The sequence below is a fragment of the Isoptericola sp. F-RaC21 genome (assembly GCF_038593535.1).
In the GTDB taxonomy this organism is placed as follows: Bacteria; Actinomycetota; Actinomycetes; order Actinomycetales; family Cellulomonadaceae; genus Isoptericola.
The window spans coordinates 1,135,304-1,160,157 of record NZ_JBCFYX010000001.1 but is presented as its reverse complement, the minus strand read 5'-3'; the positions used below and the strand labels follow the sequence as shown (position 1 = coordinate 1,160,157).

The following is a 24,854-nucleotide window of genomic DNA, read 5'->3' as shown; positions in this document are numbered from 1 at the left end:
ACACCACCGTTCTGGCGGGGGACGCGTGCAGAGGCATCGTGGTCGGCGCGGCCTGCGTGGCGGAGGTTCTCGAGCGTCTGGTCCGTTCCTCACCGTGTGGGACGGGTCACCGCCGGCAGCATGCCCCGTGGCTGGGGAGCGAGCTCCGAACTTCGGTGACGGTGCCCGTGCGTGGCCGGGGCGCCGTGGGGACCAGCGGGGACCAGCTGTGACGGCCTGCGTGCTGTCCGCCCCTCTGGTTGCCGGAGACGTCCGGGGCACGATGGACGGAGCACGGCTGACGTGCACGTGGTGCGATGGGCACGAGGGTAGTGAGGTGCCTGCCGTCACATGCACGGCAGCCCGCTGGGTCGCTGGGCGAGCGGGGTGCCGTGGGAGAATACGGCTCGTGTCGGCGTCGGAAAGGAAGACCGTGAACGATTCACCGCGGGACGAGAACAAGGGCGGTGCGGCTGGTCGCGCGCCGTCGTCCCGTGAGGGCGGCTCACGAGGACGGGCGGGCGAGGGCGGGCGCGGATCGCGTGCGTCGAGCGGAGGCGATCGCGCGCCGCGTTCCGGCGGGGCCGGGCGTGGCGACGTCGCCGGGCGCACGACGCGTGGCGGCTCCTCGCGCGACGACGCGCCGAGGTCCGGTGCCCGCGGCCGTGACGACCGCAGAGGTGGCCCGGCGCGCGGCGGCCGCAGCGATGGTCCGCCGCGCGGGGACCGGGCGCGCACCGGCGCGCGGGCGGAGGACGGCCGTGGCTACCCCGCATCCGGCGATCGCGGCCGGGAGACGGCTCGCGGGGATGCCCGTGGCGCGTGGCGCGACGAGCGCTCGGGGCAGGGGCGTGACGGGCGTCGCGATGGGGACGACCGGCGTGGCGACCGCCCGGGCCGGCGTGACGACCGAGACCGCGGGCGCGACGAGCGTCCCCGGTCGGGGCGCCGGCCCGGTGAGCGTGACGGACGAGCCCCCCGGGGCGACGGGAACCGCGCCGACCGGCAGGAATGGCAGGATCGTCGCGGCCGCGACGCGCGTGGCGACGACCGGCGTCCGTCCGGTGAGCGGCGGGAGGACCGGGGCCGACAGGGCTTCCGCGGCGGCTCGGGTCGCGGCAACGACGGTGGACCGGGCCGGGCTGCCGGACAGGGCCGCCCCGGCGGGGCGGGGCGTCCTGCCCGCCCGGCGGCCGGCGCGGAACGACGTCCCCGCGTCGTCGAGCCGGAGATCGCCGAGGACGCGTCGATGGGTCAGCTCAGCCGTGAGGTCCGAGGCCGGCTGCGGGGCCTGACCAAGGAGAACGCCGAGCGCATCGGCCTCCACCTCGTGATGGCCGGGCGGCTGCTGGACTCCGATCCTGAGCGCGCGTACGAGCACGCCCAGGCGGCGGTGCGTCGCGGCGGCCGCGTGGACGTCGTCCGGGAGGCGGCGGGGATCGCGGCGTACCGCACCGGACGGTTCGCCGAGGCGCTGCGGGAGCTGCGCACCGTGCGTCGGCTCAACGGCTCCTCCGAGCACCTGCCGCTGATGGCCGACGCGGAGCGTGGCCTCGGCCGGCCCGAGCGTGCCCTCGCCCTCGCCGCGAGCGAGGAGGCGCGCACGCTCGATGCCGAGGGACGCACCGAGCTCGCGATCGTCGCGAGCGGCGCCCGCAGCGACCTCGGCGAGCACGACGCCGCGCTCGCCGTGCTCGACCGCATCCCGGCAGCCGAGCGACGGGGCGACCCCGGGCTCCGGGTGCTGCAGGCCCGAGCCGCGGCCCTGGAGGCGGCGGGCCGGGCCACGGAGGCCCACGAGCTCCTGGCGGGCGTCGACCCCGCAGAGCTCGAGCGCGTCTCGGGCGTGCCGCAGGAGGAGGACGACGTCGTCGTGTACGACACGTACGACGAGGACGCCGTGGAGGACCCGGACGAGGGCGCGGCGGACGACCTGGACGAGGACGTGGCGGGGGACGTCGACGCGGACGACGCCGAGGACGCGGTCGACGGGCCGCAGGACGAGGGAGCTGCGGCCGATGAGCAGCCGCGCACCACGGACGAGGGGAAGGCGTGACGGCGGCCGTGCCGGCGACGCTGTCGGGCAGCGCCGTCCCGCTGGCCGCCGCGCACGACCTGGCGCTGGTGGACCTGGACGGCGTCGCCTACAAGGGCCACCTGCCCATCCCGCACGCCGCGGACAGCCTCACGGCCGCGCGGAGCGGGGGCCTGCGGCTGGTGTTCGTGACGAACAACGCGTCACGCGAGCCCCAGGAGGTCGCCGACCAGCTCACCGGGCTGGACATCCCCACCGCCGCGGACGAGGTGCTGACCGCCGCCCAGGCGTGCGCGGCGCTGCTGCGGACGCGGCTCGACCCGGGCGCCCGCGTCCTCGTCGTCGGCGGGGCGGGGCTGCGGACCGCCGTCGCCGAGGCGGGCCTGACGGTCGTCGACTCCGCGGACGACGCCCCCGACGCGGTGGCGCAGGGCTACGCCGCCGGCCTGGCGTGGGGTGACCTCGCCGAGGCGGCCTACGCGGTGGCGGGCGGAGCATGGCACGTCGCGAGCAACCTCGACCTCTCGCTGCCGACGGCGCGGGGCTTCGCGCCGGGCAACGGTGCCCTGGTGGGCGCGGTCGTCGCGGCGACGGGCGTCCGGCCGGACAGCGCCGGCAAGCCTTCGCCCGCCATGTATCGCCTGGCCGTCGACCGGGCGGGCGCCGAGCGTCCCCTCGTGATCGGGGACCGGCTCGACACGGACCTCGGGGGCGCGCGCGCCGGCGGGTATCCGGGCCTCCATGTCCTGACCGGGGTGTCCACCGCCCGCGACGCCGTCCTCGCCGAGCCCGGCCTGCGACCGGACTTCCTCGGCCGCGACCTGCGGGCCCTGCTCGAGCCGCACCCCCGCCCGGAGCCGGCCGGGGACGGCTGGTGGACGTGCGAGGGCCGGGGTGCGCGCGTGCTGGACGGCGCTCTCGAGCTCGACCGCGAGGGCCCGGTCGGGATCGACGTCGTGCGCGCGGCGTGCGCGGCGGCCTGGGACGCCGCGGACCAGGGCGTCCCGGTGGACCCGGCCACGGTCCCGGAGCTGTCGGCCTGAGCGCCCGCGGCACTGGTCGCGCAGGACGGGACGCCGGCGGCGCGGGAGGGCGACGCGTCGCGTGCGCGCGACCGACCTGGCCGCGGGCTGTGCGTCGTGCACGGGAGGTCGGCGCCAGCAGGTAGCGTGGACCCGGACCTCGGACGGCGGCCACCCGCGCGACCAGCCGCCCTCGGACCGGCGGTCCGCGCGCACCCGTACGGGTGCCGGCGACGTGACCACGACCGCGAGCGGCAGGGAGGGACCATGACGCAGGATCCGGCGACGCCTGAAGACACGACCTCCGGCCCCGCGGCGCCCGAGCCCGCCGCAGAGCCGACGTCCGAGCCCACGACAGCCCCCTCCGCCGCCCTCGCCGAGCTCGAGGGCCTGGAGGACCTCCCCGTGGGCGCCCACGTCGAGCGCTTCACCCAGGTGCACGACGCGCTGCGCGCGCGGCTCGACGGCGCGCCGGGCGGGGACGGCGGCGGCCCGGACGCGGGGCCGGGGCGTTGACGGCGGGGACACGCACGGACGTGAGGGTGGACGCGGAGCTCGTCCGGCGCGGGCTGGCCCGGTCGCGACGCCACGCGGTGGAGCTCGTCGACGCGGGACGGGTGCGCCTCGACGGCCGCGTCGTCACGAAGCCGTCCGTGCCGGTCTCCGGGGACGCCGCCGTCACGGTGCTCGCCGACCCGGAGGACCCGGGGTACGCGTCGCGGGCGGGCGGCAAGCTGGCCGGTGCCCTCGACGCGCTCGCCACGGACCCGGCCGGACGAGACCTGCTGCGGGCGGTCGAGGACGGATGGTGCCTCGACGTCGGCGCGTCCACCGGTGGCTTCACGGACGTGCTCCTGCGCCGCGGTGCGCGGCACGTCGTCGCGCTCGACGTCGGGCACGACCAGCTCGTGCCGGCCCTGCGGGACGACCCGCGGGTCACGGTCGTGGAGGGGTTCAACCTGCGCGACCTCGCGCCGTCCGATCTCGAGCGGCCCGCCGACGTCGTCGTGGGCGACCTGTCCTTCATCTCCCTGACGCTCGTGCTGGCGCCGATCGCCGCCGTGCTCGGCCCGGACGCGCACGCGCTGCTGCTGGTGAAGCCGCAGTTCGAGGTGGGGCGTGAGCGGCTGGGCAGCGGCGGGGTGGTCCGCGACCCGGCCCTGCACGCCGAGGCGGTGCTCGCCGTCGTGCGCGCCGCGGCCGCTCACGGTCTGCGGGCGTGCGCCGTGGTGCCGAGCCCGCTGCCCGGTCCCAGCGGCAACCGCGAGTACTTCTGCTGGTTCCGGCCCGCCGGCGCGGCCGCGCCGGTCCCCGAGGACCAGGCGGGGGCGGCCGTCGCCGCGGCCGTCGCCTGGCGCCCCGGGGCCTCCGACGCCCGGCCGCCCGTCCCACCCGTCCTGCCGATCGGAGGAGCACTGTGAGTCGCCGAGTCCTCATCGTCACCCACGGCGGCCGCCCGGAGGCCGTGGCGGCGCTCTCGGAGGCCGTGCGCGAGCTCACCGACGCGGGCTTCGAGGTCGCGCTGCACGACGACGACCTGGCCGAGTCGTTCGGCGACCACATGGCGGCCGCCCGCGCCCGCGAGGGCGTCACCGAGTCCGAGGCGGTCATGGTCCTCGGCGGCGACGGCACGATCCTGCGAGCGGCCGAGCTGACGCACGGCACCGGAGTGCCGCTGCTGGGAGTCAACCTCGGGCACGTGGGTTTCCTGGCCGAGTCGGAGCGCGACGACCTGCGGCACGCGGTGCGGCGACTGGCCGCGCGCGACTACGAGGTCGAGGAGCGCGCCGTCGCGGACGTGGCCGTGCACCTGCCCGGCGAGGAGACGCCGCGCACGGGGTGGGCGCTCAACGAGGCCACGGTCGAGAAGGCGCGCCGCGAGCGGATGGTCGAGGTCGGCATCGCCGTCGACGGCCGGCCGCTGTCGTCGTTCGGCTGCGACGGCGTGGTGATGTCGACCGCGACCGGCTCGACGGCGCACGCGTTCTCGGCCGGCGGCCCCGTGATGTGGCCCGAGGTCGACGGCGTGCTGCTGGTGCCGCTGTCCGCGCACGCGCTGTTCGCGCGGCCCCTGGTGATCGGCCCCCGCTCGACGTACACGGTGAAGGTGCTCGAGCGCAGCCCGGTGCCGGCCGTGCTGACCTGCGACGGCCGGCGGCGCATCGACCTGCCCGTGGGGTCGTGGGTGGAGGTGCGGCGCGGCGCGCTGCCGCTGCGGTTCGCGCGGCTGTCGCACTCTCCGTTCACCGACCGCCTGGTGTCGAAGTTCTCGCTGCCGGTCGTCGGCTGGCGGGAGCTGGCCGCGAACCGCCCCGACCACCGGGCCCCGGAGCCCGGGCCCGCCGAGCCCGACAAGGAGGCGTGAGGTGCTCGAGGAGATCGCGATCGAGAACCTGGGCGTGATCCGCGCAGCCCGGGTGCCCCTGGCCGACGGCCTGACCGTCATCACGGGCGAGACCGGCGCCGGCAAGACGATGGTGCTCACCGGGCTGGGCCTGCTCATGGGCGGCAAGGCGGACCCCGCCGCCGTCCGACCCGGCGCGGACGGCGCCGTCGTCGAGGGCCGGCTGCGCGTGGGCGGCCACCCGGCCGTCGCCGCCCGGGTCGACGAGGCGGGCGGCGAGGTCGACGACGACGGGTCCGTCGTGGTGCTGCGGACCGTCGCGGCGGCGGGCCGGTCCCGCGCCCACCTGGGCGGTCGCGGCGTGCCACAGGCCGTGCTGGCGGAGATCGCGGACGAGCTCGTCACCGTGCACGGCCAGGCCGACCAGCTGCGCCTGCGCACCGCGGCCAAGCAGCGCGAGGCCCTGGACTCGTTCGCCGGCCCCGACCACCACGACGACCTCGACACCTACCGGGCGGCGTGGTCGGAGCGGGCCGGGCTGCTGGCGGAGATCGACGACCTCACGACCCGGGCCGCCGAGCGCGCCCGGGAGGCGGAGCTGCTGCGGCTCGGCCTCGCCGAGGTGGAGCGCGTGGACCCGCAGCCGGGGGAGGACGCCGAGCTCACGGCCCTCGTCGCGCGGCTGGGCAACGCCGAGCAACTCCGCGTCGCGGCCCAGGAGGCGCACGACGCCGTGGCGGGCGACGACGTGGAGACCGCCGGCAGCGCGGTCGCGGCGGTCGAGCAGGCGCGGCGCGCGCTCGAGGCCGCGGCGGCCGACGACCCGGCGCTGGGCGGCCACGCGACCCGGCTCGCGGAGGTGGGGTACCTGCTCGCGGACGTCGCGACGGAGCTGTCGTCGTACGTGAACGACCTCCAGGCGGACCCTGCCGGCCTCGAGACGGCGCACGCGCGGCTCGCGGAGCTGACGACGCTCACCCGCAGCTACGGCGAGACCATCGACGACGTGCTCCGTTGGGCGAGCGACGCGGGGCTGCGGCTGCTCGACCTCGACGACGGCGGCGAGCGGCTGGCCGGGATGCGCGAGCGCACGGCGGAGCTGGACGCGGAGCTGGCCGGCGCGGCCGAGCGGCTGACGGCGGGTCGGCGCAAGGCCGCGGAGGCGCTCTCCGACGCGGTGACGCAGGAGCTGTCCGGGCTGGCCATGAAGGGCGCGCGGCTCGTCGTCGACGTCGCTCCGGCCGACGAGCCCGGACCCTGGGGCGCCGACCAGGTCGCCTTCCTGCTGGAGCCGCACCCGGGCGCGCCCGCGCGTCCCCTGGGCAAGGGCGCGTCCGGCGGCGAGCTGTCCCGCGTGATGCTCGCGGTCGAGGTGGCGCTCGCCACGGCGAGGATCGAGGCCGAGGCGGGCTCGGGCCGCCGCACCGTGCCGCTGCCGACGTTCGTCTTCGACGAGGTCGACGCCGGCGTGGGGGGCCGCGCGGCCGTCGAGGTGGGGCGCCGGCTCGCGACGCTCGCCCGCAGCACACAGGTCGTCGTCGTGACGCACCTCGCCCAGGTGGCGGCGTTCGCGGACTCGCACCTCGTCGTGACGAAGTCCACGCCCGACGGCGACGCCGACGCCGCGGCGGGCGTCACGGTGACCGGCGTGCGCGAGGTCACGGACGACGACCGGGTCCGTGAGCTGGCGCGGATGCTCTCGGGGCAGGAGGAGTCCGCGACCGCGCGTCAGCACGCCGTCGAGCTCCTGGCGTCCTCCACCGTGGGACGATAGGGGCGATGAGAATGATCCTGCGCAAGTCCGAGCGTGCGCCCGACGCCGGGGACGACGGCACCGACGCGACCGGACCCGCCCGGGTCGGCACGCGGACGAAGGACCTGACCAAGCGGCTCCACCCCGGCGACGTGGCCGTCATCGACCACGTCGACATCGACCGCGTCGCGGCCGACGCCCTGGTGGCGGTGAGCCCCGCCGCGGTGCTGAACGCGGCCCGCTCGACGTCGGGCCGTTACCCGAACGCAGGGCCCGGCATCCTCGTCGACGCCGGCATCACGCTGGTCGACGACCTGGGCCCGGCCGTGATGGCGCTGCCCGAGGGCGTCTCGGTCCGGATCGACGGCGGCACCGTGGTCGTCGACGGGACCACGGTGGCGGAGGGCGTGCGCCAGACCCCGGAGACGGTGGCGGCCGACATGGTCGCGGCGCGCGAGGGCCTGTCGGAGGAGATCGAGAACTTCGCCGAGAACACGATGACGTACCTGCGCCGCGAGCGGGACCTCCTGCTCGACGGCGTCGGCGTGCCGGACGTGCGGACGAGGTTCGAGGGCCGGCACGTGCTGATCGTCGTGCGCGGCTACCACTACCGCGAGGACCTGGCGATGCTGCGGTCCTACATCACGGAGAACCGGCCGGTGCTCGTCGGCGTCGACGGCGGCGCGGACGCGATCATCGACGCGGGCTGGAAGCCGGACATGATCGTCGGCGACATGGACTCGGTGTCCGACCGGGCGCTGTCCTCGGGCGCGGAGATCGTGGTGCACGCGTACCGCGACGGCAACGCGCCCGGGCTGGACCGCGTCCAGGCGCTCGGTGTCGAGCCCGTGGTGTTCCCCGCGACGGGGACCAGCGAGGACATCGCCATGCTGCTCGCCGACGACAAGGGGGCCGAGCTGATCGTCGCGGTCGGCACGCACGCCACCCTGGTCGAGTTCCTCGACAAGGGCCGGGCAGGCATGGCCAGCACCTTCCTCACGCGGCTGCGCGTGGGCGGCAAGCTCGTCGACGCCAAGGGCGTCTCCCGGCTGTACCGCACCCGGATCTCGAACCTGCAGCTCACCCTGCTGTCGCTGGCGGGCGTCGCCGCCGTCGTCGCGGCGCTCTGGTCGACGGCCGCGGGGCAGACGCTCTTCGGGCTGATCGGTGCCCGGATCGACGACCTCGTCTCCTGGGTGGGTAGCCTCTTCGGCGGGTGACGTCCCCCGACCGGCATCCCGCCCGCCCCGCCCCGACCTGCCCCCCCCGACCTGACAAGGAACCTCTGCCGACCGTGATCGACTTCAGGTATCACCTCGTCTCGCTGATCTCCGTCTTCCTCGCCCTCGCGGTGGGCATCATCCTGGGTGCCGGCCCGCTCCAGGGCGCGCTGGGGGACCAGCTCACCGAGCAGGTCGACGCGCTGCGCACGGAGCGCAACACGCTGCGCGAGGAGCTCGGCACGGCGCAGACGACGGCGCAGGACCAGCGGCGCTTCATCGAGAGCGCGGGCGACCAGCTCGTCGCCGGGTCGCTCGCGGGCAAGAACGTCGCCGTGGTCGAGGTGGACGAGGTCAGCGACGCGAGCCGGCAGGCGGTGCTGGACCAGCTGGAGGCGGCGGACGGGAACGTCGTCGCCCAGGAGCGCCTGGCGGCGTCGTGGACGTCGGCCGACGAGGCGACCATGCGGGAGACGGTCGCCGACGGGCTGCGCGAGAAGCTGCCCGCCGACGTGATCGACGGCGTCGTCGACGAGGACTCCGGCCCGGCCGAGCTGCTCGCGGCGTCGCTCACCGTGGCGCTCACGGACGCCGCGCCCGGGGGTCCGTCCGCGTTCAGCGACGCCGCCCTCGAGCAGCAGCACCTCCTGGAGCAGGTGGGCCTCGTGGAGCAGGTCGCGGAGCCGAGCGCGCCCGCGGACGCCGTCCTGCTCCTGTCGGGCGGGGACACGGGCGCCGACGAGGAGGAGCAGACGCAGGACGCCGACCCGGAGCAGACCGGGATGGGCGCGCTGGCGGCCCTCGCGGGCACGTCCGCCGAGATCGCGGGCACCTCGGTGGTGGCCGGGCCGACGACGCAGGACGGCGACCTCGTGGCCACGGTGCGCGCGGACGACGAGCTGGCCGACAAGGTCAGCACCGTCAGCGGCGTGGAGCAGACGACCGGGCAGATCGTCGTGCCGCTCGCCATCGCGGCCCAGGACGCCGGTGCCGTCGACCAGTACGGCTTCGAGGACGGCGCGTCGGTCCTCCCGCCGGTGGTCGAGCAGGGCGAGACGCAGGGGAACGGCTGATGGCCGGGCTCGGCGGCTTGCTGCGCGGCGCGGCCGCGGCGGCCGCGGGGACGGCGCTCGCGCGGCGGCTGCTGGGCACCGACCCGCCCGGCGGCGCCGCGCGCTGGACGCGGACCAACCACCGCGGGGAGCCGGTGAGCATGCTCGAGGGTCCGGCCGTCGCGGCCGGGCTCGTCGCCGGGACCCTCGCGGCGGGCGGCGGCCGGGAGCGCGCGGGCGCCGCGGTCGCGACCGCGGGCGCGGCGGCGTTCGGGCTCGTGGACGACCTCGCGGAGGACACGAGCACGCGGGTCAAGGGGCTGCGCGGCCACCTCGGCGCGCTCGCCGAGGGCCGGCTCACGACCGGCGGGCTCAAGGTGCTCGGCATCGGCGCGTCGGCGTTGGTCGGTGCCGCGGTCGGGACCCGGCGGACGGGGGGCACGGCGGGCCACCTGGTCGACGTCGCGGTGAACGGCGCGCTCGTCGCGGGCACGGCCAACCTGCTCAACCTGCTGGACCTGCGGCCCGGTCGCGCCCTCAAGGCGTCGGCGGCCCTCAGCCTGCCCGTCGCGGGCGGCGCGGCGGGTGCGGCGACCGGCGTCGTGCTCGGGGCGGCGGCCGTCGCGGCGCCCGGCGACCTCGCGGAGCGCGACATGCTGGGCGACGGCGGCGCGAACGCGCTCGGGGCCCTGGTGGGCGCGCAGTGGGCGTTCGGCGCCCCGCGGGCGGTGCGCCTGGCCGCGCTGGCGTCCGTCGTCGGGCTGACCCTCGCCTCGGAGCGCGTGAGCTTCTCCGCCGTCATCGAGCGGACGCCGTGGCTGCACGCCGCGGACCGTTGGGGGCGCCGCCCGGCGGACGCGCAGGATGCGACGCAGAGCGCAGAGCAGGACCCGGCGCAGGTCCCCGCCGCGGGAGAGTGACCCCGTGACGTCGCGCCCGGGCGGGCTGCGGGCCGCGACCCAGACGCTCGCCGGCGCCGCCGCCATGATCACCGTGGTGACGGTGGCGAGCCGCCTGGTCGGCTTCGCCCGGTCGCTGGTGCTCTCCTTCGCCGTCGGCACGGAGGGCGTCGGCTCGGCGTACGCCGCGGCCAACCAGCTCCCGAACGTCCTGTTCGAGGTGGCCGCGGGCGGGGCGCTCGCGGGCGCCGTCGTGCCGCTGCTGGCCGGCCCGATCGCGCGCCGCTCGGCGCGGGAGACCTCCGGCGTGGCCTCCGCCCTGCTGGGCTGGACCCTCGCCGTGCTCGTGCCGCTCGGCGCCCTGCTCGCGATCCTGGCCGGGCCGATCGCGACGCTGCTCATGGGCGGCAAGCACCCCGAGCTCGTGGACGTCACCGCCACGTTCGTGCGCACGTTCGCGCTCCAGGTGCCGCTGTACGGGCTCGCGGTGGTGCTCGGCGGCATCCTGCAGGCCCACAAGCGGTTCTTCTGGCAGGCCTTCGCGCCGCTGCTGTCCAGCCTGGCCGTCATCGTCGTCTACCTCGTGTTCGTCGGCCTGGCGGACGGGAACCAGGGCGACGTCGAGGCGCTCACGACGTCGGCGATCGGCTGGCTGGGCTGGGGCACGACGGCGGGGGTCGCGCTCCTCGCGCTGCCGCTCGTGCTGCCGGTGCGTCGGACCGGGACGCGGCTGCGCCCCACGCTGCGTTTCCCCGGCGGGGAGGGCGCCCGCGCGCGCAACCTCGCGCTCGCGGGCGTCGGCGCCCTCGTGGCGCAGCAGCTCTCGGTGCTCGCGGTGATGGGGGCGGCGTTCCAGTTCGGGCCGCAGCAGACCTTCCCCACCTACACGTTCGCCCAGCAGGTCTACCTCCTGCCGTACGCCGTGCTGGCGTTCCCGCTCGCCACGAGCGCGTTCCCGCGCCTCGCCGAGCACGTGGCGCAGGGACGCACCGACCGGTTCCGCGGTCTGCTCGCCACGACCACCCGGACGCTGCTCGTGGTGTCCGGGCTGGGCGTGGGGGCGCTCGTCGCCGCGTCGGAGGCCGTCGAGGCGGTTTTCGCCCGCATCGCCAACGGGTCGGTGGCGGGCCTCGGGGAGGCGGTCGCCTGGATGGCGCCGGGGATCGTCGGCTTCGCGCTGATCCTGCACCTGTCGCGGGCGCTCTACGCCATCGACCATCAGCGGGTGGCGGTCGTCGTGACGGCGGCCGGGTGGCTGGTCGTGGCCGTGGCCGCGTTCGCGCTTCCCGCCCTGACCGGGGTTCGCGACCAGGTCGGCGTGCTCACCCAGCTCGGCCTGGCCACGGCGCTGGGCATGACGGTGGCCGGCGGGGGCCTCCTCGCGGCGGTGGGCCGGTACGCCGGGCGTGACGCGCTGCGGGGCGTCCCGCGGACCCTGGTCGTGCTCGTCGTCGCGACCGCGCTCGGCGCCTGGTCAGGGTCGCTGGTGTCGGGCGCGCTGCTCCCGGCGGACTCGGCGATCCTCCCCGCGCTGGGCGTCGGCGTGCTCGCCGCGCTCGTCGCGGGGGCCGTCGTCGTGGGCGGCTTCCTGCTCGCCGACCGGTCCGCGGTGACCGGCATCGTCCGGCGCGGCCGCCCGGCGCCCGCCGCCGAGCCCGGCGAGCACGCCGACCGACCCGCGGAGTGACCAGGCGCACCGCGCGGCCCGCGTGCCAGGGGGCCACCCGCTGTTAGCATGGAGTTCCGTGGCCGACACCAATCGACTCCAGCCCCGTTCCTCCAGCCGCACGGGTGCCACGCACCAGACGCGGCACATCTTCGTGACGGGCGGTGTGGCTTCCTCGCTCGGGAAGGGGCTCACGGCCTCCTCGCTCGGACGCCTCCTGCGCTCGCGTGGCCTGCGCGTCACCATGCAGAAGCTCGACCCCTACCTCAACGTCGACCCGGGCACGATGAACCCGTTCCAGCACGGCGAGGTCTTCGTCACCGAGGACGGCGCCGAGACCGACCTCGACATCGGCCACTACGAGCGGTTCCTCGACATCGAGCTGCCGGCCTCGTCCAACGTCACCACCGGCCAGGTGTACTCCCGTGTGATCACGAAGGAGCGCCGCGGCGAGTACCTCGGCGACACCGTCCAGGTGATCCCGCACATCACGGACGAGATCAAGTCGCGCATGCGCGACCAGGCGGGCCCCGACGTCGACGTGATCATCACCGAGATCGGCGGCACGGTCGGCGACATCGAGTCCCAGCCCTTCCTCGAGGCCGCCCGCCAGGTGCGGCACGAGCTGGGCCGCGACGACTGCTTCTTCCTGCACGTCTCGCTCGTGCCCTACATCGGCCCGTCCGGCGAGCTCAAGACCAAGCCCACCCAGCACTCGGTGGCCGCGCTGCGCTCCATCGGCATCCAGCCCGACGCGATCGTGCTGCGCTCGGACCGCATCGTGCCCGACGGCATCAAGCGCAAGATCGCGCTCATGTGCGACGTCGACAACGAGGCCGTGGTCAACTGCGCCGACGCGCCGAGCATCTACGACATCCCGCGGGTCATCCACGCCGAGGGCCTCGACGCCTATGTCGTGCGGCGCCTCGACCTGCCGTTCCACGACGTCGACTGGGACGGGTGGAGCCAGCTCCTGGAGCGCGTGCACGAGCCGGAGCACAACGTCGAGATCGCGCTCGTCGGCAAGTACATCGACCTGCCCGACGCGTACCTGTCGGTGACCGAGGCGCTGCGCGCGGGCGGCTTCGACAACGACGCCAAGGTCGGCATCCGGTGGGTCGCCGCCGACGACTGCCAGACGCCGGAGGGTGCGCAGGAGGCGCTCGAGGGCGTCGACGCGGTGCTCGTGCCGGGCGGCTTCGGCGTCCGCGGCATCGACGGCAAGGTCGGCGCGCTGCGCTGGGCGCGGGAGAACCTCGTGCCGACGCTCGGCATCTGCCTGGGCCTGCAGTCGATGGTCATCGAGTACGCGCGCAACGTGCTCGGTCTCGAGGACGCGTCGTCCACGGAGTTCGACCCGAACAGCACACACCCGGTGATCGCGACGATGGCCGAGCAGCTCGCGATCGTCGGCGGCGAGGGCGACCTGGGCGGCACGATGCGCCTGGGCGCCTACGACGCCCACCTGGGCGCCGGCTCCGTCGTCGCCAAGGCGTACGGCAGCGAGCGCGTCTCGGAGCGCCACCGCCACCGGTACGAGGTCAACAACGCCTACCGCGCGCAGCTCGAGGAGGCGGGCCTGGTCTTCTCCGGCACGTCGCCGGACGCCAAGCTGGTGGAGTTCGTCGAGCTGCCGGCCGACGTGCACCCGTACTACGTGAGCACCCAGGCGCACCCGGAGTTCAAGTCGCGCCCGACCCGTTCGCACCCGCTGTTCTCGGGCCTCGTCGCGGCGGCGCTCCAGCAGCAGGGCAACCAGGCGTGACCACGCCCGGCGCGGCCCCCGGGGCAGCCTCCGGTGCCGTGGGCGCGCCGCTTGCCGACGAGGTGGACCCGCGGCCCGTGCTGCGGCACGAGGTGCTGCTGCGGGGGCGGATCATCGACGTCGTGCGCGACGACGTCGACCTCGGCGAGGCGGGCGTCGTGACCCGCGAGTACGTCGACCACCCGGGCGCGGTGGCGATCGTCGCGCTCGACGAGCAGGACCGGGTGCTCCTGCTGCGGCAGTACCGGCACCCGGTGGGCTCGTTCCTGTGGGAGGTGCCGGCCGGCCTGCTCGACGTCGACGGCGAGGCCGCGGTCGCCGCGGCCGCGCGCGAGCTCGGCGAGGAGGCGGACCTCACGGCCGAGCGCTGGTCCGTGCTCACGGACTACGCGACGACGCCCGGCAGCAGCAACGAAGCCGTGCGGGTCTTCCTGGCCCGCGGTCTCGCTGCGGTGGCCGAGGGCGACCGGCACGTGCGGACCGGCGAGGAGGCGGGCATGGAGCTGCGCTGGGTGCCGCTGGACGAGGCCGTGGCCCGGGCGCTGGACGGCAGCCTGCACAACCCGTCGACGGTGGTGGGGATCCTTGCCGCCGCGGCGAGCCGTGCGGGGGGCTGGAGCTCGCTGCGGCCTGTGGACGCCCCGTGGCCGTCCCGGCCGGGGGCCTGAACGGCCGGTAGGCTCCACAGGCGTGCGTGACGCCTCCGACCCCGCCGTCGGTCCTGCGGCCGGCCCTGCTGCCGGTCATGTCGACCGGCAGGACGACCTCCCCCTCCCGTCGGGAGGCCCCGCGGTGCGCGTGCTCGGCCCGGTCCGTGTCGCCGGCACGGACGGCCGGGCGCGCGCCCCTCGAGGTGCCCGCGCGTCCGCCCTCGTGGCGCTGCTCGCCCTCGGCGGCGCGCACGGGATCTCGTCGGCGACGCTGGTCGACCGGCTCTGGCAGGAGTCGCTGCCCGCCGACCCGCGGGCCGCGCTGCAGAACCTCGTCTCCCGCCTGCGGGCCGTGGCCGGGCGCGGCGTCGTGCGGGCCACCGAGACGGGGTACGCCCTGGGCGTGACCTCCGACCTCGAGCTCGCGCGCGACGGGTTGGCCACGGCCCGCCGGGAGCTGGTGGCGGGGGACCCGTCCGCGGCGGCCGCGGCGGCGGAGCGCGCCCTCGGCCTGTGGGAGGGCGCACCCGGAGGCGACCTCGACGGCGGCGAGTTCGCCGCCGTCGCGCGCGAGCTGGCGTCCGCCGCCGAGCGCTGCCGCGACGAGCTGCGGGAGGTGCGGCGCGACGCCGCGGAGGCCGGCGGGCAGCACGCCGTCGTGGCCGAGCTCGCGGGGGCGGACGTCGCCGCGGACCCGACCGACGAGGACGCGGCCCGGGCGCTCATGGGCGCGCTCGCCGGGCTCGGCCGGCCGGCCGAGGCGCTGCGGGTGTACACCCGGCTGCGGTCCGTGCTGGTCCGCGAGCTGGGCAGCGACCCGGGGCCGGCCACGGTCGCCCTCGCCGAGCGCCTCGCCCGCGACGCGTCCGGGCGCCCGCCGGTCGGGCCCGTCGAGAACGGCACGTCGCAGGGCTCGCCCGGCGGGGGCGCGGTGCCCGGGGCGGCGCCGGTGAACCGGCCGGCCGCCGGCGCGGCGCGTGGGCTGCGGAGCTACCCGACCCCGCTCGTCGGCCGCGAGGACGACGTCGCGGCCGTGCGCGACGCGCTCGCGCGGTCCCGGCTGGTGACGGTCCTCGGCCCGGGCGGCCTGGGCAAGACCCGGCTCGCCCAGGAGGTCGCGCGGCGGGCGGTCCCGGGCACCGGGCTGGTCGTCGTGGTGGAGCTGGTCGGCGTGCGGTCGGACGACGACGTCGTCCTCGCCGTCGCGGACGCGCTCGGCGTGGCGCCCGGCGCGGGCTCCCTGCGGCTGGCGGACCGGCTCCAGGCACGCGACCTGGTGGGCGAGGTCACCGCCCGGCTGCGCGACCTCGACGCGCTGGTGGTGCTCGACAACTGCGAGCACGTCGTCGAGGGGGCCGCCCGGTGGGCCGGCCTCCTGCTGGACGTGTCGCCGCGGCTGCGGGTGCTCGCGACCAGCCGTACCCCGCTGCTGCTCGAGGAGGAGGCCGCGTACGAGCCCGCGCCGCTCGGCGCCGACCCCGCCGACGCGGACGGCGGCCCGGCCGTGCGCCTGTTCGTCGAGCGCGCCCGCGCCGTGCGGCCCGACGCCCTCCTGGACCGGGAGGCCGTCGCGCGCCTCTGCGCGCGGCTGGACGGTCTGCCGCTGGCGATCGAGCTCGCCGCGGCCCGCGTCCGCACCCTGAGCGTCGCGGAGGTGGAGGAGCGGCTCGACGAGCGGTTCGCCCTGCTGCGCGTGCGCGACCGGTCCGTGCCCGACCGGCACCGCACGCTCGAGGCCGTGCTGGACTGGAGCTGGAACCTGCTGACCGCCGGGCAGCAGACGCTCTGGCGGCGGGCCGCCGTCCTGCCCGACGGGTTCTCGGCGGAGGCGGCCCGGGCGCTGCTGCCCGACGCCCCGGGCTGGCGGGTGGACGACGACGTCGACGCCCTGGTGCTGCAGTCGCTGGTGCGGGTCGAGGAGGCGGACGGCGCGACCCGCTACCGCATGGTCGAGACGGGGCGGGAGTTCGGGCTGCTGCGGCTCGCCGACGCGCACGAGGACCGGGCCGCGGACGACGCGGTCCTCGCCTGGGCCCTGCGGGTGGCCCGCCGATGCACGTCGCGCATGCTCTCCCCGCGCCAGCGCGAGGCCGTCGCGGAGCTCGGCCGCGAGCAGGAGAACCTGCTCTTCGCGGTGCGGCGCGGGATGGACCTGGGCCGCCCGGAGGTCGTGGTGCACGGCTTCGTCGCCCTGCTGGGCAGCTGGGCGGTGCGTGGTGCGGAGGAGCGCGTGACGGGTCTCGTGCCCGGCGTGCTCCGGGCCCTCGAAGGCTGGCCCGTGCCCGAGGAGCACGCGGACGCCACCGCGATCGCGCTCGAGGCGATCGCGGCCTCGTCCGCGTTCGGGGTCACCGGGCAGCCGGCGCGCCCGCTCGGGCGCCTGCGCCGGCTGCTGCGCACGAGCCGTGCGGTGGGCCGGCGCACCCGCGACCTCTCCGAGCTCGTCCTGGCCCGCACGCCCGAGGAGTCCATGGCGGTGCTCGCCCGGCTGCAGCGGTCCGACGACGGGTACACGGCGCTGCTCGGGCACATGTTCGAGGCCCAGCAGCGCGAGAACGACGGCGAGATCGCCCGCGCGGTCGAGCTCGCGCGCGCGGCGCACGACGTGGCGCGCGGCATCGACGACGCGGCGGCGTCCGCGATGACCGCGATGGTCCTGGCGTCGTTCCTGGCGGAGCGGGGCGAGTCCGGCGAGGCGGCCCGCTGGGTCGCGGCCGCGAAGCACGGCGTCGCCGCGATCGGGGCCGAGGAGATGCAGTGGCAGGTGATGTGGATCGAGCTGGGCTCCGCCCTCGCCCTCGGGGACCTCGAGACGGCGGACTCCCTCGTGGCCACGATGGCGGACACCGTCGACGGCGCGCTCGACGGCCGGGAGGTCCAGGCGCGCGGCGTCGTCGAGCTCGGCCGCGGCGAGCTCGCGTGGGCCCGCGGCGACCGTGCCGCGGCGCTGGACCACCTCGGTCAGGCGCTGGAGACGTTCGGTGCGGGCCAGCCGCAGGGGGACGCGGCCCCGTGGTTCCTCCTGCTGGCGTCGGCGACCCTCGTCCGGCGGGTGCAGGCCGGTGCCGACGACGGCGGCCTGGTGCGCCGCATCGTCGACGTGGGGCGGAGGGTGCGCGGCGGCGGCAGCGGCTTCGTCGACCGGCCGGTGCTCGCGACGTCGTCGGTCGGCGTCGCGTACTGGGCCTGCCTCGTCCCCGTGGGGTCGGGTGACCTGGACCCCGGGCGGGTGACGGAGGGTGTCGAGCTGCTCGCGCTCGCGGGCCGGCTGGGGGCGCGGCAGGACCTGCCCGCCCTGCGTCTGGACGCGCTCACGGCCGACGTCGCCGGCGCGCTCGGCGTGCACGGCGCGGAGGTCGTCCGCGGGGGCGCGCAGCGGGCCGACACCCTCGACCGCGACGGGCTGGTGCCGCGCGCGGAGGAGCTCCTGGTCCGCCTCGCGAGGGAGGCGGGCCAGGAGCTCGGTCCGGGAGGGCCGGCTCAGGCCTTCTTCATGTAGCTCCGCACCGCGAGCGGGGCGAAGATCGCCACGACGACGGCGCAGCTCGCCAGGGCGATGCCGACCTGGCCCGTCATGCTGCCCGTGCTCGCGAGGTCGCGCACGGCCGTCACCAGGTGCGACACCGGGTTGACGTTGACGAAGCCCTGCAGCCAGCCGGGCATCGTGTCGACCGGCACGAGTGCGTTCGACACCATGGTGAGAGGGAAGAGCACCAGGAACGAGATGCCCTGCACGGACGAGGCCGACCGCGCAATCACCCCGAAGAACGCGAAGATCCAGCTGAGCGACCAGGCGCAGACGATGACGAGCAGGCCGGCGAGCAGCACGCCGCCGACGCCGCCGCCCGGGCGCCAGCCCAGCAGCAGCCCCATGACGATCGTCAGGGTCGTGGCGATGAGGTAGCGGACTGTGTCCGCGACGAGCGCTCCGGCGAGCGGGGCGACGCGGGCGATGGGCAGCGACCGGAACCGGTCGAACACGCCCTTGTCCATGTCCTCGCGCAGCTGGGTACCGGTCACGGCAGACGTCGTGATGACGGTCTGCACGAGGATGCCGGGAATGATGACCGGCAGATAGCTCTGGATGTCACCGGAGACGGCTCCGCCGAAGATGAATGTGAACATCAGCGTGAAGATGATCGGCTGCGCGGTGACGTCGATGAGCTGCTCGGGCGTGCGGCGGATCTTGATGAGCCCGCGGCGCGCCATGGCCAGGGAGTCGGACACGGCCTGGCCGACGGTGACACGGTTGCGCAGCGTGCGCTCCGCGCCGGGGACGATGCGCCCGGCTGTGCCCGGAGCGGTGGCGGTGGCGGTGGTGAGCATGGTCATGCGGAGACCTCCTCGAGGTCGGGAGAGTCGGCTCGGTCCGGCGCGGCCTGGTCGGCCGCGTCGTGGCCGGTCAGGGTCAGGAACACCTCGTCGAGGGTCGGCTTGTCCATCGACAGCCCGTCGAGGTCGATGCCGGCCGTGCGCAGGTGGACGAGCAGCTCGGTGACGCGGGCCGGGTCGGCGACGGGCACGGTGAGGCGCCGCGCCTCGGGCGACACGGTGGCCGTGACGCCGAGCACGCCCTGCACGGTGTCGGCAGCGGCGGTCGCGTCCTCGGGGCGCATGAGGGTGAGCTGCAGCGACTGCTGGCCCACGGACGACTTGAGGTCGTCGCCCGTGCCCTCCGCGACCACACGGCCGCGGTCGATGACGGCGATGCGGTCGGCGAGCTGGTCGGCCTCGTCGAGGTACTGCGTGGTGAGCAGCACGGTGGAGCCCGTGGCGACGAGGCGGCGGATGGTGTCCCACATCTGCGCGCGGGTGCGCGGGTCGAGGCCCGTGGTGGGCTCGTCCAGGAAGAGCAGCGGCGGCTGAGCGATGAGGCTGGCGGCCAGGTCGAGCCGGCGGCGCATGCCGCCGGAGAAGTTCTTCAGCGGCCGCGACGCGGCATCGGTGAGGCTGAACTCCTCGAGCAGGTCGCGGGTGCGGCGTGTCGCAGAGGCGCCCTTGAGCCCGTTGAGGCGGCAGAAGAGCATGAGGTTCTCGGTGGCGCTCAGCGTCTCGTCCACGGAGGCGTACTGGCCGGTGACACCGATGAGCTGGCGCACGACGAACGGCTCGCGCACGACGTCGTGGCCGAAAATCGTGGCCGTGCCGGTGTCGGGGCGCAGCAGCGTCGCGAGCATGCTGATCGTGGTGGTCTTGCCGGCGCCGTTGGGGCCGAGGACACCGTAGACGGAGCCGGTGGCGACGGACAGGTCGACACCGTCCACGGCGCGGTTGTCGCCGAAGGTCTTGACGAGGCCCTCGGCCTCGATCGCGGTGGTGGTCATGGCACCACAGTGCGTGCCAGCGCTCGCACCGCACTGTCACGGTGCTGTCACGAGCCAAAGGCACTCTGCGGCCACCGGCGCGTTGTCGGACGAATTCGACCGACCGCTGCCGGTGCTCTGCCTTGAGCACCGGCAGCGGTCGCGGCGGTCGGTGTGGGACGCGGCCGGGACCCTGGGTTTTGCGATTAGGGAGCTGAGCAGTACTTGGTCACGTGCCCAACCCACGCGACAGGACCGCCCCAGTAGCTGACGAGGCCGACGTCGTACTGGTGAACCCACTTTCCGAACGACGGGTACGACGCTGTGAACTTGTAGAAGTAGATGTAGTCGCCATGAACTTCACCGAAGGTGCCGTGTGCGCAGGAGTTGGGAGCGGGAGCCTTCGACGCTGCCTCCGCCGGGGCCGAAAGTGCGGTCAAGCCAACAACGGTGGCAACGGCAATTGCGGTCGCTCGGAACTTTCTCGTAGTCCTCATGGGTCCTGATACTGGCACCGGGACAGTGCCCGTCTCGCGTGACACGCGAGTGCGGGTTTTGCAATCGCTGCAATCTGCTTGGAACTTTGGGTTCGTTGAGAGCCCTTGAAGCCGAGCACGTGTTGGTCTGTCGGTCGGGTGCCGAGCGGTTCGACGTGTGCCCGATGGCAGTGGATGACGCTATTTTGGAAGCCGACAAGGCGACCGCCGTCCAGGGGCATTTTGTGTTTAGAGCCCGACCCAGGGCAGCGCGGCCAACCGGCGCCTGATCGCCTCCACCCCTGCCGTCGCGTCCGGCAGCTCCACGCCGTCGACGGACGTGACGGCGACGATGCCGATCGAGTTGACGAGGAACGCCCCGGCGCAGCGCCGCAGGTCGTCGAGGTGGACGGGGCCGTAGCGGGACGGCGTCGTCTGCTCGACCAGGGCGAGGCCGGTGCCGCGCAGGTGCGGGGCGTCGGGCCACAGGACCTCGCCTGTCGGCCCGAGGACGCCGACGTTCGCGACGGTCGACTCCGCGACGGCGCCGTCGGGGCCGACGAGCAGCGCGTCGTCGTACCCGGCGCGCCCGACCTGGCGGGCCCACTGGGCCTGCGCGAAGCCGCCGAGGTGCTTGAGGTGCGCGAACGGCCGCAGGTACGGCACCGAGCGCAGGCGTTGCGGGTGCGCGGGCGGACGGCGCGGATCGCCCACCTGGACGGCGACGTGCTCCGGGTCGCGCAGCACGACCCGCACCGAGGCGTCGGCCCGCCCCGCCAGCGCGTGGCGCACGAGGCGGCGGACCCGGTCGCCCTCGAGCGGAAGACCGAAGATCTCGCGGTGGGCGCCGTCCAGGCGGCTCAGGTGGTGCTCCAGGCCCTGCACCCCGCCGCCGCGCACCTGCATGGCGGTGAAGTGCCCGTCGGTGGACGCGACCTGCTCGGCCGTCGCGGGGCGGCCGTCGACCTCGATGTGCACGCCTGCACGGTAGCGCGGCGAGCCCGGGGCGCGCGGCGCGACTGCGGGCGGGGTCAGGCGCGGGTGCGCAGCCGCAGCACGGCGTTCGCCGCGGCCCACGTGAGGCAGCCGGCGCCCACGAGGTGGAAGCCGACGAGGAGCTCGGGAAGCCCGGTGAAGTACTGCACGTAGCCGATGAGGCCCTGCGCCAGGGTCACCGCGAGCAGCAGCCAGGCGGCCTTGCGGGCCGTCGCGACGCGCGGGCCGGCGGGAGCCCGGTGCAGCAGCACCAGCAGCACGACGAGCGTGATGACGAACAGCCACACGGACCCGGAGTGCGCCCGCGTCATCGTCAGCGGGTCGAGCGCGAGGCGGTAGCCGACCTCGGTGTCGCCGGAGTGCGGGCCGGCGCCCGTGACGAGCACGCCGAGCGTGACGACGGGGACCAGGAGCAGCCCGAGGAGGGCGCCCACGGTCGCGACGCCGCGCCCCGCGATCCGCCGCGGGGGCGCGTCGCCCTCGCCGTGCCGGTGCAGCAGGTAGGCGCTGAACCACACGAGCGCGGCCGAGACGCCGAAGTGCAGGGAGACCCAGCCCGGGCTCAGGTGCAGCAGCACCACGACGCCGCCGATGACCGCCTGCGCGAGCACGCCCGCCAGGGGCACGATGCCGAGCGCCCGGTACGACGACGACCGGCGCCGGTCGGTCCAGACCAGCAGCAGCACCATGACGCCGATGACGCTGAGCACGCCGGTCATGGTGCGGTTCCCGAACTCGACGTACGGGTGGATCGTCGACGCCTCGTGGAAGGCGGGGGTGAAGTGACCGGGCTCGCACATCGGCCAGGTGGAGCAGCCGAGCCCCGAGTCGGTGAGGCGGACCGCGCCACCGGTGCCGATGATGAGGATCTGCCCGATGACGTTCGCCAGGAGCACGCCACGGGTCCACGGGCGGAACCGGGCGAGGCGGTCGGGGCGGTCGGTCGGGTCGGGCGAGGTGCCCGCGCCCGCCTCGGGGGCAGGCACGGCGGGGCTCGGCGAGGTCACGGGTCCACGCTATCGCCCGGCCCGGGCCCGGCGAACGGCTCCGGGCGCGCCGCGGTGTGACGTTGGCCCGGTCGGGTCGGGGCCGGTCACTGCCAGCGGAAGAAGCGCGCGGCGGCCCACGCCAGCAGGGCGGTCCAGGCGGCGAGCACCACGAGGGCGAGCGCCGGGACGCCGGTGCCCAGCAGCGCGCCGCGCATCGCCTCGCCGAGTGCGCCGGAGGGCAGGAAGGTCGCGACGTGCTCGAGCGGCCCGGGCAGCTGCCCGGGCGGCACGAGCAGGCCGCCGCCCACGACGAGCAGCACGAGGACGAGGTTGGCCAGCGCCAGCACGCCCTCCGCGCGCAGCGTGCCCGCCAGCAGGAGCGCGAGCGCGGTGAAGCACGCCGTGCCGAGCAGCCCGACGCCGACGGCCGCGAGGATCCCGCCCGCCGCGGGCTGCCAGCCCAGCGCGAGCGCGACCGCGCCGACGACGACGACCTGCACCACCTCGACGGCCAGGACGCCGAGCAGCTTGCCGGCCAGCAGGCCGCCCCGCCCGAGCGGCGTCGTCGCCAGGAGGCGCAGCACGCCGTTGCGGCGGTCGAACGCGGTGGCGATCGCCTGCGACGTGAACGCGGTGGAGACGCAGGCGAGCGCGAGCACCCCCGGCGTCACGAAGTCGATGCGGTCCCAGCCGCCCGTGTCGATCTCCACGACGCTGGTGCGCGTCAGGCCGAGGAGCACCATGACCGGCAGCACGATCGTGACGAGCAGCTGCTCGCCGTTGCGCAGCACGGCGCGCGTCTCGAACCCGGTCTGCGCGAGCACGCGGCGCCACGCGGGCGCGGCGCCGCTCGCCGGGCCCGGGGTCCGGGGGGTCGTCGTGGTCATCGCAGGTGCCGTCCCGTCAGGTCGAGGAAGACGTCCTCCAGCGTGCGCCGCCCCACGGTCAGGCGGCTCGCGAGGACGTCGTGGTCGGCGAGCCACGCGGTGAGCGCGGCCAGCGCGCGCGGGCCGGCCGGGCCGGCGACGACGTACGAGCCGGGCTGCGGCTCGGTCACGACCCACGCACCGGGGCCGCCCGGCGTCGCGGCGTCGAGCGCGGCGGCCACGGCCGCGACGTCGAGGCCGGCGGCGGCGTCGAAGCGCAGCGTGCGGTCGTCCTGCGCGTCGGGGGAGAGGAGCTCGGGGACGCTGCCGCTGGCGATGACGCGGCCGTGGTCGACGACGTGCACCCGGTCGGCGAGGTCCTCCGCCTCGTCCATGAGGTGGGTGGTGAGGACGACGGCGGTGCCCTCGTCCCGCAGCTCGCGCACCAGGTCCCAGACGGCGTGCCGGCTCTGCGGGTCCATGCCCGCGCTCGGCTCGTCGAGGAAGACCACCTCGGGGCGGCCGACCACCGCGGCCGCGAGCGACAGACGCTGGCGCTGGCCGCCCGACAGGCGGCGCACCGTCGTCCGCGCGAACGAGCCGAGGCCGAGGCGTTCCCCGAGCTCGCCCACGTCCCGCGGGTCCGCGTACATCGACGCGACGTGCCGCAGCACCTCGCCGGCGCGGGCGCCGGTGGGCAGCCCGCCGTCCTGCAGCATGACGCCGACGCGCGGGCGCAGGGCGCGGGCGTCGGCCACGGGGTCGAGGCCGAGGACGCGCACGCTGCCGCCGTCGGGGGAGCGCAGGCCCTCGCAGCACTCGACCGTGGTGGTCTTGCCGGCGCCGTTGGGGCCGAGGACGGCGGTCACCGCCCCGGCGTCGGCCACGAGGTCCAGGCCTGCGACGACGTCGCGGCCGTCGTAGCGTTTGACCAGGCCCCGCACGTGGACGGCGGCCCCGGGTGCGGCCGCCCCCGACGAGGGGCCGACCGATCCGGAGCGCGGGTCCTCGGCGGGGCGGGCGGGCGGCGTGGCGCCGTCCGCGCCCGATGGCGCGATCGAGGTGGGCACCGGAAGATTCTACGGACGTCGCCCGGCCGGGCGGCGCACGCTGCGCACGACCCGAGGAGCACGACGGACATGACCTTCTACGCGTTCACGCCGCCGCAGGACGTCGCCGCCCTGGCGCGGCGGCTCTGGTACTGGCCCGTGGTGCGAGGCGTGCTCGCGCTGCTGTTCGGGCTGCTGGCGATCTTCCTGCCGGACAAGACGCCGACGGTGCTCGTCCAGGTCTTCGGCGTGTTCGTGCTGGTCGACGGCCTGGTGAGCATCGTCGACGGGCTCCGACGGCGCGGCACCTCGGCGGGGTCGGTGAACACGGGCGTCGGGATCGTCGCGCTGGTCTTCGGTGCCCTGCTGCTGCTCCTGCCGAAGGTGTTCCTCGGCGTCGTGCTGATCCTCGTGGCCATCTGGGCGCTGATCTTCGGCCTGCTGCAGCTGTTCGTGGTCCCGGCGATGCGTCGTCGCGGCGGTGCGTCGTGGGTGTGGAACCTGCTCGCGGGCCTGCTGCTGGTGGCGCTCGCGGTGGTGTGCTTCGTCAACCCGTCGAACGCGATCGTGGGCCTGTCCATCGTGATCGGCGTGTTCGCGGTGATCATCGGGATCGTGATGATCGCGCTCGGGCTCAAGCTGCGGCAGCTCGGCCAGCAGCCGGGCGGCGGATCGGGCAACGGACCGGGCAACCGCCCGGGCGAGGTCATCGAGGGGCGCATCGTCACCGACGAGTGACGTTCGCGACATCTGCCCGACCTCTGCTCGACGACGCCGCGCGGAGCGGCCC

General features: G+C 75.9%; 20 protein-coding genes. 14 read left to right on the top strand and 6 right to left on the bottom strand.

The window, feature by feature from the left end:
• Positions 1–1,228: 1,228 nt before the first annotated feature.
• The 13 genes from AAG589_RS05385 to AAG589_RS05325 all read left to right on the top strand — a co-directional run bounded on the left by AAG589_RS05385 (position 1,229) and on the right by AAG589_RS05325 (position 17,884).
• Positions 1,229–2,035, top strand: a complete 807-nt coding sequence (locus AAG589_RS05385; RefSeq protein WP_430566190.1) for a hypothetical protein — start codon at positions 1,229–1,231, stop codon at positions 2,033–2,035.
• An 8-nt stretch (positions 2,036–2,043) separates the two neighbouring features.
• The gene (locus AAG589_RS05380; RefSeq protein ID WP_446719683.1) at positions 2,044–3,057 is read left to right on the top strand and encodes an HAD-IIA family hydrolase; all 1,014 of its coding nucleotides are present in this window, start codon (positions 2,044–2,046) and stop codon (positions 3,055–3,057) included.
• A 246-nt stretch (positions 3,058–3,303) separates the two neighbouring features.
• Positions 3,304–3,552 (top strand): hypothetical protein, encoded by a 249-nt coding sequence (locus AAG589_RS05375; protein ID WP_430566188.1) that lies wholly within the window; start codon positions 3,304–3,306, stop codon positions 3,550–3,552.
• Between the two features lie 26 nt (positions 3,553–3,578).
• Positions 3,579–4,457, top strand: a complete 879-nt coding sequence (locus AAG589_RS05370; protein ID WP_430566187.1) for a TlyA family RNA methyltransferase — start codon at positions 3,579–3,581, stop codon at positions 4,455–4,457.
• On the top strand, positions 4,454–5,401 hold the full coding sequence (locus AAG589_RS05365; protein WP_430566186.1) for an NAD kinase: 948 nt from the start codon (positions 4,454–4,456) through the stop codon (positions 5,399–5,401). The genes AAG589_RS05370 and AAG589_RS05365 overlap by 4 nt, the downstream gene beginning before the upstream one ends.
• A gap of 1 nt (position 5,402) precedes the next feature.
• Positions 5,403–7,154, top strand: coding sequence for a DNA repair protein RecN (gene recN, locus AAG589_RS05360; RefSeq protein WP_430566185.1), 1,752 nt, complete (start codon positions 5,403–5,405; stop codon positions 7,152–7,154).
• Between the two features lie 5 nt (positions 7,155–7,159).
• Positions 7,160–8,353: a putative cytokinetic ring protein SteA gene (steA, locus tag AAG589_RS05355; protein ID WP_446719677.1), complete on the top strand. Its 1,194-nt coding sequence runs from the start codon at positions 7,160–7,162 to the stop codon at positions 8,351–8,353.
• Between the two features lie 74 nt (positions 8,354–8,427).
• Complete coding sequence (locus tag AAG589_RS05350; protein ID WP_430566184.1) at positions 8,428–9,426, top strand: copper transporter; 999 nt, start codon at positions 8,428–8,430, stop codon at positions 9,424–9,426.
• Positions 9,426–10,325: a hypothetical protein gene (locus tag AAG589_RS05345; RefSeq protein WP_430566183.1), complete on the top strand. Its 900-nt coding sequence runs from the start codon at positions 9,426–9,428 to the stop codon at positions 10,323–10,325. Before AAG589_RS05350 ends, AAG589_RS05345 begins: the two co-directional genes overlap by 1 nt.
• Before the next feature lie 4 nt (positions 10,326–10,329).
• Entirely contained in the window at positions 10,330–11,991 is a 1,662-nt protein-coding gene (gene murJ, locus AAG589_RS05340) for a murein biosynthesis integral membrane protein MurJ (protein ID WP_430566182.1), read from the top strand.
• A gap of 58 nt (positions 11,992–12,049) precedes the next feature.
• Entirely contained in the window at positions 12,050–13,735 is a 1,686-nt protein-coding gene (locus tag AAG589_RS05335) for a CTP synthase (RefSeq protein WP_430566181.1), read from the top strand.
• 38 nt (positions 13,736–13,773) lie between these two features.
• Positions 13,774–14,403, top strand: a complete 630-nt coding sequence (locus tag AAG589_RS05330; RefSeq protein ID WP_430566180.1) for an NUDIX hydrolase — start codon at positions 13,774–13,776, stop codon at positions 14,401–14,403.
• A 22-nt stretch (positions 14,404–14,425) separates the two neighbouring features.
• On the top strand, positions 14,426–17,884 hold the full coding sequence (locus AAG589_RS05325; protein ID WP_430566179.1) for an ATP-binding protein: 3,459 nt from the start codon (positions 14,426–14,428) through the stop codon (positions 17,882–17,884).
• Here the strand turns inward: AAG589_RS05325 and AAG589_RS05320 are convergent.
• The 6 genes from AAG589_RS05320 to AAG589_RS05295 form a co-directional block, all read right to left on the bottom strand.
• Positions 17,866–18,717, bottom strand: a complete 852-nt coding sequence (locus AAG589_RS05320) for an ABC transporter permease (protein WP_430566178.1) — start codon at positions 18,715–18,717, stop codon at positions 17,866–17,868. The two genes, AAG589_RS05325 and AAG589_RS05320, sit on opposite strands and share 19 nt — an antisense overlap.
• Positions 18,714–19,709 (bottom strand): ATP-binding cassette domain-containing protein, encoded by a 996-nt coding sequence (locus AAG589_RS05315; protein ID WP_430566177.1) that lies wholly within the window; start codon positions 19,707–19,709, stop codon positions 18,714–18,716. The genes AAG589_RS05320 and AAG589_RS05315 overlap by 4 nt, the downstream gene beginning before the upstream one ends.
• A gap of 704 nt (positions 19,710–20,413) precedes the next feature.
• Positions 20,414–21,142 (bottom strand): aminotransferase class IV, encoded by a 729-nt coding sequence (locus tag AAG589_RS05310; protein ID WP_430566176.1) that lies wholly within the window; start codon positions 21,140–21,142, stop codon positions 20,414–20,416.
• A gap of 53 nt (positions 21,143–21,195) precedes the next feature.
• Positions 21,196–22,167: a COX15/CtaA family protein gene (locus tag AAG589_RS05305; protein ID WP_446719676.1), complete on the bottom strand. Its 972-nt coding sequence runs from the start codon at positions 22,165–22,167 to the stop codon at positions 21,196–21,198.
• An 86-nt stretch (positions 22,168–22,253) separates the two neighbouring features.
• Positions 22,254–23,036, bottom strand: a complete 783-nt coding sequence (locus AAG589_RS05300) for an ABC transporter permease (RefSeq protein WP_430566175.1) — start codon at positions 23,034–23,036, stop codon at positions 22,254–22,256.
• Positions 23,033–23,959 carry an ABC transporter ATP-binding protein gene (locus tag AAG589_RS05295; protein ID WP_430566241.1) on the bottom strand — a complete coding sequence of 309 codons (927 nt, stop codon included), beginning with the start codon at positions 23,957–23,959 and terminating at the stop codon, positions 23,033–23,035. Before AAG589_RS05295 ends, AAG589_RS05300 begins: the two co-directional genes overlap by 4 nt.
• 195 nt (positions 23,960–24,154) lie before the next feature.
• Between AAG589_RS05295 and AAG589_RS05290 the strand changes: the two genes are divergently transcribed.
• Positions 24,155–24,802: an HdeD family acid-resistance protein gene (locus AAG589_RS05290; RefSeq protein ID WP_430566174.1), complete on the top strand. Its 648-nt coding sequence runs from the start codon at positions 24,155–24,157 to the stop codon at positions 24,800–24,802.
• The last annotated feature ends 52 nt before the right edge of the window (positions 24,803–24,854 follow it).